Origin of the sequence: Solirubrobacter soli DSM 22325, from assembly GCF_000423665.1 — a bacterium.
GTDB lineage: Bacteria > Actinomycetota > Thermoleophilia > Solirubrobacterales > Solirubrobacteraceae > Solirubrobacter > Solirubrobacter soli.
Genome location: NZ_KE384072.1, coordinates 245,128 through 257,913, shown reverse-complemented (window position 1 = coordinate 257,913; position 12,786 = coordinate 245,128). Strand labels below are relative to the sequence as shown.

At 70.6% G+C, this 12,786-nt stretch carries 7 protein-coding genes and 1 pseudogene; 7 read left to right on the top strand and 1 reads right to left on the bottom strand.

Annotation, left to right across the window (positions count from 1 at the left end; genetic code table 11):
• The 6 genes and pseudogenes from G569_RS64310 to G569_RS55650 form a co-directional block, all read left to right on the top strand.
• Positions 1-280: pseudogene (locus G569_RS64310) on the top strand (hypothetical protein); the annotation flags it as partial.
• Positions 273-578: a protease inhibitor I42 family protein gene (locus G569_RS55670; protein WP_037502553.1), complete on the top strand. Its 306-nt coding sequence runs from the start codon at positions 273-275 to the stop codon at positions 576-578. The pseudogene G569_RS64310 and the gene G569_RS55670, both read left to right, overlap by 8 nt.
• 156 nt (positions 579-734) lie before the next feature.
• Positions 735-4,274, top strand: a complete 3,540-nt coding sequence (locus tag G569_RS0140135) for a glycoside hydrolase family 3 C-terminal domain-containing protein (protein ID WP_084286237.1) — start codon at positions 735-737, stop codon at positions 4,272-4,274.
• Positions 4,275-4,341: 67 nt separating this feature from the next.
• Complete coding sequence (locus G569_RS0140130; protein ID WP_028067583.1) at positions 4,342-6,219, top strand: alpha/beta hydrolase-fold protein; 1,878 nt, start codon at positions 4,342-4,344, stop codon at positions 6,217-6,219.
• 71 nt (positions 6,220-6,290) lie between these two features.
• Positions 6,291-8,882: an SdiA-regulated domain-containing protein gene (locus tag G569_RS60040; RefSeq protein WP_053227713.1), complete on the top strand. Its 2,592-nt coding sequence runs from the start codon at positions 6,291-6,293 to the stop codon at positions 8,880-8,882.
• Positions 8,883-8,986: 104 nt separating this feature from the next.
• Positions 8,987-10,402 (top strand): MFS transporter, encoded by a 1,416-nt coding sequence (locus G569_RS55650; RefSeq protein WP_053227712.1) that lies wholly within the window; start codon positions 8,987-8,989, stop codon positions 10,400-10,402.
• Between the two features lie 168 nt (positions 10,403-10,570).
• Here G569_RS55650 and G569_RS0140105 read toward each other — a convergent pair whose 3' ends face one another.
• Complete coding sequence (locus G569_RS0140105; protein ID WP_028067582.1) at positions 10,571-11,671, bottom strand: lactonase family protein; 1,101 nt, start codon at positions 11,669-11,671, stop codon at positions 10,571-10,573.
• A 486-nt stretch (positions 11,672-12,157) separates the two neighbouring features.
• Here G569_RS0140105 and G569_RS0140095 point away from each other — a divergent pair, with 486 nt between their 5' ends.
• On the top strand, positions 12,158-12,763 hold the full coding sequence (locus G569_RS0140095) for a hypothetical protein (protein ID WP_028067580.1): 606 nt from the start codon (positions 12,158-12,160) through the stop codon (positions 12,761-12,763).
• Positions 12,764-12,786 lie beyond the last annotated feature (23 nt).

Sequence of the window (12,786 nt, the reverse complement as noted above, 5' to 3'; positions counted from 1 at the left end):
TGTTCGTGCGCGGCACGGACAACGCGCTGTGGCACAAGTGGCAGACTCGGTGAACAAGGAGATGACGATGGCGGACGAAATGCCCCGCGGCGAGATGCAGGCCTCCGAGCAGACGGGCGAGATGCCCGGCGGCGACATGGCCGCCGCGGCCCCGGCGGCGTCCGGCGACATGCCGGCCGGTGCGATGGACGTTGGCGCCGGCGAGGCCGGCGCTATGCCCAGCGGCGCCATGGGCGCCGCGCCCTCGGCCTCGAAGGGCGGCTGCGGCTGCGGTGGCTGAGGCGCGCGTCGAGGTCGCGGCGAGCGCGAGCTCGTCGGTGTCGGTCGTGGGCGACGTCCTGACGATCGCCATCGACGAGAACGCGACGACCGGGTACCGCTGGGACCCGGTCGCCGTCGACCCCGCGCTCGAGCGGCTCGACGACGAGCTCGTACTGCCGGACGGCGCCGCGATCGGCGCCGCCGGCAGGCGTCGGCTCCGCTTCCGGATCCGCGGCACGGGCCGCGTGGAGCTCGTGCTGCGGCGCAGCTGGACCCCCGAGGAGATCGTCGATCGCCTCGTCGTCCGCGTCGAGTGACCGGCTCTTACCGATTTCTTCTCATGATCTGGGCGTGAATTATGAGTGCGCTGTTTCCAAAAAGACGTTGACTTAGTGATTATCGCGTCATAGCGTGCGCAAAAGTCCGTGTCACCACGGCCCTCGAGGGAGAGGAAGTCCAGGTTGGGTTTTGCCGTGCGCGCAAGCCTCGCGCTCGCCACGTCCGCGATGGCGGTTGCCGTCGCGCTACCAGGTGGCGCTTCGGCCGAGGTTCCGCCCTATTCGTTCCCGGTCACCTTGCCGGCCGCGAAACAGTCGCCGGCCGTCGATGCCAATGCCCCGTACACGTCGGTGGTGTTGGACCTGATCCATCAGCTCGAGCCGAGCAATCCGCCGACGCGAGATCAGCTCGCGAACGCGTCCAAGCTGCTGCACGACGGGCCGAACGGGGCCTGTCACAACGTCGGGCCCGTGAGCGCTCCGACGGGTACCAATCCGAGTATCGCGCCGATCTGCTGGACCGACGCTCAGGGCGTGTTGAACACGTCCGGACCGAACGCCCGCGGTTCGACCGGTCCGACCACGCTGATGGCCCTCGGGTCGACGTTCGACCGCGGCCTGGGCAACGCCTGGGGCCAGACCGAGGGCACGGAGTCGCGTTCCTTCATGGTCACCGGCCTGTTCGGCCCGCAGACCGATCTCGACCGGCTCCCGAACTGGGGCCGCAACCTCACCACCACCGGTGAGGACCCGTACCTGAGCCACGAGCTGGTCGCCAGCCAGATCAACGGCATCCAGGGCGTCGGGACGATGTCACAGATGAAGCACTTCGCCGTCTACAACGGCCAGAACCAGAACGTCAACACCGACATCTCCGACCAGCCGCTGCACGAGAACTACCTGCTGCCGTACGAGGGCGGGTTCGTGGACGGCAAGGCCGCGGCGACGATGTGCTCGTACCAGATCTTCCGCGACACCTCGACGCATCTGCCGACGAGCGTGTCCTCGTTGACACAGCCGAGCCCGTTCCAGTCCGGCCTGGTGCCGGCGACGTGGCCGCTCAACGAGTCGCACTTCGCGTGCGAGCAGCCGCTGATCATGCAGTACGTGCTGCGCGACCTGTGGCACTCGCAGGCGTTCATCGGCTCCGACTACCCGGCCACGCACTCGACCTCCGGCATCCTCCAGGGCGAGGACCAGGAGATGCCGACGCAGACCGGCTTCTTCAGCGCCGACACCGGCAACCCGGCGACGGACCCGACCGGCAGCACGTGCCTGATGGGGACGGGCGCGGACCAGGTCAAGGTCGACTGCTCGGTGCCGGGCGCCACCCACGCCGGCGGCATCCCGGGCCCGAACTGCCCGGCCAACGGCTGCAAGCTCGTGGACGCCGTGATGAACGGCACCATGCCGCTGGCGGTCTTCAACCAGTCGCTGGCGCGGATCCTCTACCAGGAGCAGCGCTTCGGCCTGCTCGGCTGCGACCAGACCCCGGTCGCCTCGACGTGCACCAACCCGGGCGGCATCGGCACGGACCGCACGGGCACCGCTCCGCTGCCGGTCGGCTCGACCTCCGGCACGCCGGTGCTGGGCACCAAGAACGGTGACGCGGCGATCGTGGAGCGGATGAGCGAGGAGGGCGCGACCCTGCTCAAGAACACCGGTTCCGGTCTCCCGCTCGTCGCGTCGGGGCTGAACGACGGCGACGTCCTCGTCACCGGCGCCAACGCCAATCACACCGTCGCCGACCCGACCAACGAGGCCTCGACGGGCATGATCGACCGCAACGCGGTCAACCCGCTGCAGCAGCTGAAGGAGTACAGCGGCAAGCCGGGGGCTTTCACGTTCGCCCCGGCCAACGACCCGACCGGCTATCCGGTCCCGTCGAGCGCGCTGTCGCGTTCGAACTCCGCCGTCACGGGCAACCTCGCCCGCACCGGTCCGGGCGCGGGCAACGACTCGTCGCTGGACTTCACGAGCGTTTCGGCCGCCGGCCAGCTCGCCCCGGGGAGCTACTCGTGGACGGGCTACATCTACGTGCCGACGGCGGACACGTACACGTTCGCGTTCCAGCAGAGCGCGAGCGTCGCCAACGCCAACGTGACCGTCAACTTCGACGGCACCGCGCGCACGCTGGCCAATGCCGCCAACGTCTACGGCGCCACGACGCCCGGTACCCCGACCAACGCGGGCTACACCGAGCCGCTGCTGACCAACCGCACGTTCAGCGCGGGCGCGCTGACGGCCGGGTTCCACCCGATCACGATCACGTTCAACAACGACACCTCCGCCGCGGCGAGCTTCCGCTTCGCCTACTCGCGGACGCAGGGTGACATCGACGACGCAGCCGCCGCCGCGCGCGGCAAGAAGGCGGCGATCGTCTTCGTCAACGACGGCGTCGGCGCGGTCTCGACCACGCCCGACCCGGACCATCCCGGGACGACCATCTCGGCCCCGACGCAGCTCTCGGCGGCGTCGAACAACCTGATCAGCGCCGTCGCGGCGGCCAACCCGAACACGATCGTCGTGCTCGACACCGCCAACCCGGTCCTGATGCCGTGGTTCGACAACGTCAAGTCGGTGCTGGAGATGTGGTTCGCCGGCCAGGAGGGCGGCACCGCCACCGCGCGGGTGCTGCTCGGCCTCGCCAACCCGGGCGGGCACTCCTCGCTGACCTGGCCGAAGAACGCCACGGACACGATCTGGGGCTACAACGAGCCGGCCGGCGCGCTGTATCCGGGCTCACCCGGTGGGCGCCATCCGGAGCGGTTGAACGGCAACGGCGGGTGCGCGGTCATCACGGGCAGCGGTGCCACGTGCGCCGCGGCCACGGGCACGGTCGAGAGCGAAGGCATCTACGCCGGCTATCGCTACTTCGACAAGCTCGGCATCACGCCGCAGGTCCCGTTCGGCTACGGCCTGTCCTACACCACGTTCGGGTACTCGAACCTGAGCCTGGCGCCCAAGCTCAACGGCACGGTGGACGTCTCCTTCGACGTCACCAACACCGGGTCGCGCGCGGGTGACGACGCCGCGCAGGTCTATGTCGGCGCCGGCGCGAGCCACGCCGGCATCCAGCAGGCCGTGCGCTCGCTGCGCGGGTTCGAGCGCGTCTCGCTCGACCCGGGCCAGACCAAGCACGTGACGATCACGCTGGACCAGCGCTCCTTCCAGTACTGGGACGAGACGTCACAGCAGTGGGTGGACAACTACGGCAGCCGCCAGATCTGGGTGGGTGACTCCTCGGCGACGGCGAACCTGCCGCTGAGCGCGTCCACCACGCCGATCCCGGCGGGGAGCGGCGCGTCCGGCACGGTCGGCGGCGATGTGCCGGCGACGCTGTCGCTGACGCTCGGCACTCCCGCGGCGTTCGGGCCGTTCACGCCCGGCCTGGCCAAGGACTACACGGCCACGCAGACCGCGAACGTCATCTCGACCGCGGGCAATGCCACGCTGAGCGTGTCGGACCCGTCGACCACGGCTCCCGGCCATCTGGTCAACGGCTCGTACGCGTTGCCGCAGGCGCTGCAGGCGTCGGCGACCAGCCCGGCGGGCAACGGGGGCGCGTTGGCGGCGCTGAGCGGCTCGCCGCTCACGTTGCTCACGTGGCCGTACCCGATCTCCAACGACCCCGTGTCGATCACCTTCAAGCAGTCGATCGGCTCGGGTGACGCGCTGCGCACCGGCAGCTACAGCAAGACGCTCACCTACACGCTCTCCACGACCCAGCCGTAACGGGTCGCTCTCCCCGCGCCGGCCGCTTCGGCGGCCGGCGCTCGTCTCTCACTGCAGGAGGAGCACGTTGCACGTATTCAGGCGCGCCGGCCTCGGCGCGCTGGCAGCGCTCGCGTTCGCGGCACCCGCGCACGCGCAGAACGTGGTCTCACCCGAGGTCACGCACACCGGGACAGGACCGACGGGGTACACGGTCACGTTCCGGATCTCCGACCCGACGGCGACGCGGATGCGGATCCGCGGCGAGTGGTTCTTCTCCAGCGCCGCCGACACGACCACGACCACGTCAGCCGGGCGGCTGCCGTCGCAGTGGAAGGTGGGCGACTTCCCGATCGCCAACCCGAACAACGGCGCGGCCGCCAACTGGCCCGTCGCCGACATGACCAAGGGTGCCGACGGCGTCTGGACCTACACGACGCCGATGCCATCCGGCACCTACACGTACGGCTACTACCGCAACTGCGACGCGGCGGCGCCGAATCTGCCGGGCTGCACGGAGATCTCCGATCCGTCGAACCCGCCGTTCAACACGGTCGGCGGTGTCACCACCGGGGCGGTCGAGCCGACGAGCCAGGTCTACGTCCCCTCGGATCCCGCGTTCGGCACCGAGGACCTCTCGCAAGAGGCCCCGAACGCCGTCCACGGCACGGTCACGGACCTCACGTACAACGATCCCGAGTCGACCAACCCGGTCGGTCAGCACTACGTGGCGGTCTACACGCCGCCCGGCTATGACGCGCACCGCGCGCTCGCGTACCCGACGCTCTACATCTCCCACGGCGCCGGCGGCGTCGAGGCGGACTGGTTCACCCAGGGCGTCGCGGGCCGGATCATCGACAACCTGATCGCCGCGGGCAAGATGCAGCCGGCGGTCGTCGTGTCGACGAACTTCAACGGGCTTCCGAACGGCAACGTCGGCTACCAGAACGACGTGCTCAACCGGGTCATCCCGTTCATCGAGGCGAACTTCAACGTCTCGCACAACGCCAACGACCGCGCCTTCGGCGGCCTGTCGGCCGGCGGCTCGCGGGCGAACCAGCTGATCTTCAACGCGACGACCGCGTTCGGGTACTTCGCCACGTGGAGCATCGGCACCGGCGGGGCGCCCGCGGCGGGTTCGCCGCTGTACGCCAACCCGGATCTGAAGACGCGGCTCGGGCTCGTCGTCGGCGGCGGGCGCTTCGACTCGATCACCGTCTCCAAGGCGACGCTCGAGCAGCGCCTGACCGACAACGGCGTGCCGTTCATCGACGACACCATCGACGGCGGCCACGAGTGGTACACGTGGCGCAAGCTGCTGCACGACTACGCCGCGGGCGTGGCGTTCCGGCAGACATCGGTCGCGCTGACGACGTCGGGGAACGCCGTGACGGCGACCGTCACACCGGGCACCAACGAGCCGGTCGCGCCGTCCGGGACCGTGCAGTTCTCCGCCGGCGGCACGCCGATCGGCTCGCCGGTCGCGCTCGTGGGCGGCAAGGCCACGCTCGCCGTGTCGAGCACGAACGGCGCGGGGATCACCGCCACCTACAGCGGCGACGCGCTCTACAACGCGAGCAGCGCCTTCTATCCGTTCTCGGCCGCGTCCGGCGACGTGGGCGGCACCGTGCCGGCGACGCTCGCGCTGACGCTGGGCGCTCCCGCCTCGTTCGGCGCCTTCACGCCTGGCATCACCAAGGACTACACCGCGTCGACCACGGCGAGCGTGACCTCGACCGCCGGCGATGCCACGCTGAGCGTGTCCGACCCCGGCCACCTGGCCAACGGCGCGTTCACGCTGCCCTCGCCGCTGACGGTGAGCTTCAGCAAGGCCAGCTGGACCGGCCCGACCTCCAACGATCCGGTGACGATCGCGTTCGGCCAGCACATCGACGCGACAGACGCGCTGCGCACGGGTGCCTACACCCGGACGCTGACGTTCACGCTGTCCACGACCCAACCGTAGGGGTCCGCGGCGCCGCCTTGGGAACAACTCGTTCACAAGGCGGCGCCGGAGCGTCCATAGGGTCGGCGCCCATGTCACGCGTCGTCGCTCTCGCCGTGCTCCTCACGGCACTTCTCGCCGGACCCGCCCACGCGGCGGGTCTCGATCTCTCGACCTACACGCGGGTCGGGCGCTTTGACCTCCCCAACCCGCAGGCGTCTGAGGCGTCGGCGGTGACCTATGACTGGGACACGGACACGCTTTTCGTGGTCGGCGACGAGGGCACCGCGGTCGCGCAGGTGTCCAAGACCGGCCAGCTGATCAACACGATGACGCTCGCTGCCGGCGCCTTCGACGACACCGAGGGCATCGCCTACATCGGCGACGGGAAGTTCGTCCTCTCCGAGGAGCGCGAGCGGCGCGTGAACCTGTTCACCTACGCGGCCGGCGGGACGCTCACGCGCGCGGCCGTGCAGAGCGTGAAGGTGGGGACGACGATCGGCAACGTCGGCATCGAGGGGCTGACATACGACCGCACCAACGGCACCTTCGTGCTCGTCAAGGAGAAGGACCCCGAGGGGATCTTCCAGACCGGTATCGACTGGGTCGCGGGCACGGCGACCAACGGCTCGGCGACGACCGAGAACTCGGTCAACCTCTTCAACCCGACGCTCCTCGGGCTCCCGGACCTCTCCGACGTCTACGCCGTGGACGCCGACCAGCTGCTGGTCCTCTCCCAGGAGGCGGGCAGGATCGTCGCCGTCAACCGGGCGGGCATGGTGTCGAGCGCGCTGACGATCACCGGCGACGCGGGCAACCCGCTGTCGGTCCCTGACCAGGGGCACGAAGGCGTGGCGGTCGACGGCGCGGGTCGCCTCTACGTGGCGTCGGAGGGCGGCGGGGGAGCGAACCAGCCGCAGCTGTGGGTCTACGCGCCGTCGACCGGCGTCAACGCCGCGCCGACCGCGGTCACGCTGAACCCGGGCTCGGGCTCGATCGCCGCCGACGCGAGCACCGCCACGCGCGTCAAGGTCGCCGATGTCACCGTCGCCGACGACGGCCTGGGCACGAATGGGCTCGCCGTCACCGGGCCGGACGCCGGCTCGTTCGAGGTCGACGCGTCCGGGCTCTATCTGAAGGCCGGCACGGCCCTGAACCGCGCGTCCTTCACGGTGTCGGTGACCGTCGACGACACGAGCGTGGGGGCGACGCCCGACGCCACGAGCGCCCCGTTCACGCTCACCGTGACGGCCGCGCCGGCGGGCCTCGCCGTCACCGAGGTCTCGTCCTGGAGCAGCGGCGACTCGCCGTACGGCGCCGACTGGTTCGAGGTGACCAACAAGGGCGCGACGGCGGTCGACGTGACCGGCTGGAAGGTCGACGACAGCTCCAACGCGTTCGCGTCCGCGATCGCGCTGAACGGCGTGTCCTCGATCGCGCCCGGCGAGTCTGTGATCTTCCTCGAGGGGGACGCGGCCAAGGTCGCGGCCTTCAAGGCGTTCTGGTCGCCGCCCGCCGGCGTGCAGGTCGGGACCTACAGCGGCTCGGGCATCGGGCTGAGCACCGACGGCGACGCGGTGAACCTGTTCAATGCCGCGGGTGTGCGGGTGACCGGCGTCACGTTCGGCGCGGCGACGACGTTCGTCACCTTCGACACCAACGCGGGCGGCCTCAGCGTCGCCGGCCGAGGCGGGGCGTATGCCGTGGGCGGCGCCACGGGCTCACCGGGCGCGATCGCCCCGGCCTTGCGCGTCACCGAGGTCGCCCCATGGGCCAGCGGCAACAGCCCATACGGCGCCGATTGGTTCGAGGTCACCAACGTCGGCCCGGGCGCCGCGGACCTGACCGGCTTCAAGGTCGATGACAGCTCCAACGCGTTCGCCTCCGCGATCGCCCTGAACGGCGTGTCGTCGATCGCTCCCGGCCGGTCGGTGATCTTCATCGAAGGCGACACCGCCAAGGCCGACGCGTTCAAGACCGCGTGGTTCGGCGGCGCGGTTCCGACCGGGTTCCAGATCGGCACCTACAGCGGGTCCGGGATCGGGCTCAGCACCGACGGCGACGCCGTGAACCTGTTCGACGCCGCGGGCAACCGCGTGACCGGCGTGACGTTCGGCGCGTCCACCACGTACTTCTCGTTCGACAACGCCGCGGGTGCGTCGGGCGCGATCTCCGCGTTGAGCGTCGTCGGCCGCAACGGCGCGTTCAAGGCGGGCGACGCGACCGGCTCGCCGGGCTCGATCGCCACCCGCACCGACCAGGTGACCGCCGGCGGGGGCGTCAACGGCCTCGTTCCCGCGCAGCTCGGCCTGGTGCTGGGCGCGCCGGCGACGTTCGCGCCGTTCATCGCGGGTGTGGCCAAGGACTATCTGGCCGCCACCACCGCCACCGTCACCTCGACGGCGGGCGACGCGGCGCTGAGCGTCTCCGACGCGAGCGCGGTCGCGCCGGGCCACCTCGTCAACGGCACGTTCGCGCTGCCTGCCGCGCTGCAGATCAACGCCAACGGCGGCGCGTACGGCGCCGTCTCGGGCACGCTGCTCGCCCTGCTCACCTACGCCGGACCGGTCTCCAACGACGAGGTCGCGATCGGCCTCAAGCAGCCGATCGGCACCAAGGACGCCCTGCGTACCGGCGGTTACGCCAAGACGTTGACGTTCACGCTGTCCACCACGACGCCGTAGCGGTTCGAACCCGTCATGTGAAGACTCGTGTAGGCCGAACCGGAGGGGACCGTCCACTTCGCTAATGTGGAGGGCCTCCTCCGGTTTCGAACGTAGTCAGGGTCATGAACGAACATCCCGCTCGACAACATCACAACGTCACGCTCGCGATCCTCGCGATCGGTGCGCTCGCGTTCGCGCTGGCGCAGACGACCGTGATCCCCGCGCTGACGGCGATGCAGCACGCCTTCGGCGTCTCGACGAGCGACATCACGTGGATGATCAGCGGCTACTTCCTGGCCGCGTCGATCGCCACGCCGGTGCTCGGCCGGCTCGGTGACATGTTCGGTAAGGAGCGGTTCCTGGCGGTGTCCCTGGCCGCGTTCGCGCTCGGCTCGGTGGTCAGCGCTTTGAGCAACGACCTGCCGCTGATGATCGCCGGCCGCGTCCTGCAGGGCGTGGGCGGCGGTGTCTTCCCGCTCTCGTTCGGGATCGTGCGCGACGAGTTCCCGCTCGCGAAGATCCCGACGGGCATCGCGCTGCTCGGTGCGACCGCGGGCATCGGCGGCGCGATCGGCCTCCCGCTCGGCGGGCTGCTGGTCGACCAGGCGAGCTACCACTGGATCTTCTGGATGTCCGCCGCGATGGGCGCGGTCGCCACCTTCACGACGATCCGGTACGTGCCGGAGTCGCCCGTCCGCACGCCCGGCAAGGTCGACTACCTGGGCGCCGGCATCCTCGCGTTCGGGCTCTCGGCCGTGCTGATCGCGGTCTCGCGCGCGAACGACTGGGGCTGGGGCTCGGACAAGACGCTCGGCCTGGTGGCCGTGGGCGCCGTGATCCTCGCCGTGTTCGTCTGGTACGAGCGGCGGCACGACGCGCCGCTGATCAACATGCGCACGCTCGCGCGCCCGCCGGTCCTGATGACCGACATCGCGACGCTGCTCGTGGGCTTCGGCCTGTTCGGCACGTTCGTGCTGATCCCGCAGATCGCCGAGCTGCCGTCGAGCGGGGACGTCGGCCTGGGGTTGAACGCCACGCAGGCCGGTCTGCTGATGGCGCCCGGCGGCCTGATGATGCTCTTCGCGGCGCCGATCGTGGGCCGTGTCAGTGAGCGGATCGGCTCCAAGCTGCCGCTCGCCGTCGGCTCGGTCCTGGCGTCCCTGGGGCTGCTCGGCATGGCCCTGGCGCACGACTCCGCGCTGCTGATCGTGCTCTGGGGCATGATCTTGAACGTCGGCATCGGCTGCGCGTTCGCGGCGCTGCCGAACCTCGTGATCTCCGCCGTCGAGCCGCACGAGACCGGCGAGGCGACCGGCGTGAACATGATCGCCCGAAACGTCGGCGCCGCGCTGGGCGGGCAGGTCGCCGCCTCGATCGTCGCCGGCCACGTGGCCGCGGGCGGGCCGGCGAACGCCGGGTTCGAGCTCGCGTTCCTGATGAGCGCCGGCGTCGCGCTGCTGGCGGGCGTCGTCGGGCTGCTGATCCCGCGGGTGCGCGTCGACGAGCACGCGGCCGCCCGCGTGCTCGCCGTGCGCTAGGAGCCGACTGGAGCATTCCGGTGCGCCCGCTGCGGCGCATCCGCAGCGTCTCGCGCCACCCGCGCTGCTCACGGCCCAGAGGGCCGCGTCGCGAGCGCAGGCGGCCCGAGTCACTGGCGGCTGCACCACATCGGTCGGACCGACCATGCTCCAGCCGACTCCTGACGATCAGTCGGCGGCGATCCCCTCGCCGCCGGCCGCGCCGGGAACGGTGACCGAGCCGGCGGGCGTCAAGGCACCGTCCGGGGCGACCCGGAAGGCATCGACGCCGCCTGCCGCGCCGGTCTGGACGTAGAGGAAGCGCCCGTCGCTCGAGGCCGCGGCGTCGACCGTGCCGGGTCGCGTGCTCGTCAGGCCGACGGGGCGCAACGCGCCGTCGAAGGCCGAGACCGTCGCGCTGCCCGCGTTGGACAGGTAGAAGCGGCCGTTGACCGTGATGATCCAGCACGTCGCGGCCTGTCCGGTGCCGGCCTGGGCGATCGGGTGCAGCGAGCCGCGGCGGTCGACCGCGAAGGTCGCGACCGCATTCGTGCCCGCCTCGGCGATCGCGACGTTCCCGCGCGCGTCGAAGTCGACCGCGAACGGCACCGCGCCGTCGAGGACCGTGGTGGTGGGACGCGCCGACAGCCCGCCGAGGCGGTCGACGTCGAACGCGATCACCGCGTTCGTATTGGCCTTGGTGGTGACCAGGAGGTGCTCGCCGTCGGGCGTGAAGGCGACCTGCCCCGGCGTGTGGGTGAACTCGGGCGTGGCGTTCGGGTCCAGCCCGAGCGCGCGATGCGTGCCGGGGAGCGGCACGAGGATCCCGCCGAGGCGGGCGTAGCCCTGAACCGACCCGCCGCGGCGGGCGTTGAGGACGTAGACGAGGTTGCCGTGGGTGGCGATGGAGACCGGGAAGTCGCCGAAGCTCGGCAGCACCTGGCGGCGCTGCAGGCGGTCGCCGTCGACGGCGAAGACCGTGATCGTGTCGCTGCCGGCGTTGACGGCGTAGAGCAGGTTGTGGTCGAGTTGGAGCGAGCCCTGCGAGGCCAGGTGATCGACCACCGACCCGTCGAGCACGCCGCCGAGCCCGCCGGTTCCGTAACTCCCGGCCTGCGTGAGGCTGCCGTCGGGCGCGCGGTCGTAGGCGACGATCGTGTTCCCGGCGGGAGCGTCGGTCTGGACGAAGACGGCGGACCGCTGCGGGTGCGCGGACGCAGGGCCCGCGAGCAGGGCGGCGGCCGTGAGCGCGGCGGCCGCCGCGCTCACGAGACGAATGGATTTCGACATGTCAGTTCCCGTCTCGCGTGAGCCGTGGGCGTCACGCGCCGGCGTGACCGGTTCAGCCGTTCGTAACGACCGTGAGCATCGGATGTGGGTGGACCGCGCCCATGTTCCTGCGGGGCGGAGTTCTCCTCCAAGAAGGGCGTGATCCACGCGACGTTGCCGGCCGCGCTCTACCGCAACATCGCGGGGCGGCGGTAGAAGTCCGACCGAGGCCGCTGCATCCCGAACGGGACCGACGAACCACGCTGCGTGCGGGTGATCCTGCCGTTGACGGACCTCGGCCGCACGTGCTGGTCAAGGAGGCGCTCCCGGTCTACATGGCCGAGACGGCGGTCGTCGACCGGTTGCGCGGCTATCTCGGGCCGGGCATCGGCGGTCTGCCTCTGACCCACCGGACGTCGTGCGCGCGCTCGCCCCCAGTCAGCGGGCGCAATGTTCAGGGTGGGCCCCCGGATTGTCGGCGTACGGACACCGATCTAGCGTCGCGAGATGCTCAAGATCTCTCCCCTGAAGGCCGTGGTCGTGACGACGGCCGCCGTCTTCGCCACCGCGATCGGTTCCAGTTGGGCCGACAGCGGCCACACGATGGGCGGCGGCAGTCACGTGTCCAAGCAGCTGGCGAAGGACGTCGCGGACGCACGCTTCGCCCTCGCGCCGTACGCGACCAGCCTCGACGCCGCCAAGACCGCGGGCTGGAGCCGCCAGATCACGCCGATGATGAAGGACATGGGGTACCACTACATGGACCCGACGGTCACGGACTTCTCACTCCAGAGGCCGCCGATCCTCGTCTACGTCAAGCGCGGCGATGCCACGCAACTCGTCGCGGCCGAGTGGGTGTTCCCGTCCAAGCCGGCCAAGGCGCCGCTCCCGGGTGCGACGTACGGCTCGTTCCCCGCCGCCTGCCACTACGACGACGGGACGTTCGTCCCGCAGAAGAAGGAGAAGGCCTGCGCGCCCAAGAGCGACGGTGGCGCCGCGTTCACGTTCTGGCACTCGGACCTCGTGACGCTGCACCTGTGGCTGAACTACCCGAACCCCGACGGGATCTACAACAGTACGAATCCGCTGATCGCGCCGTTCAATCGAGGCTGATCCTCATCTTGGGCCGGTAGCGT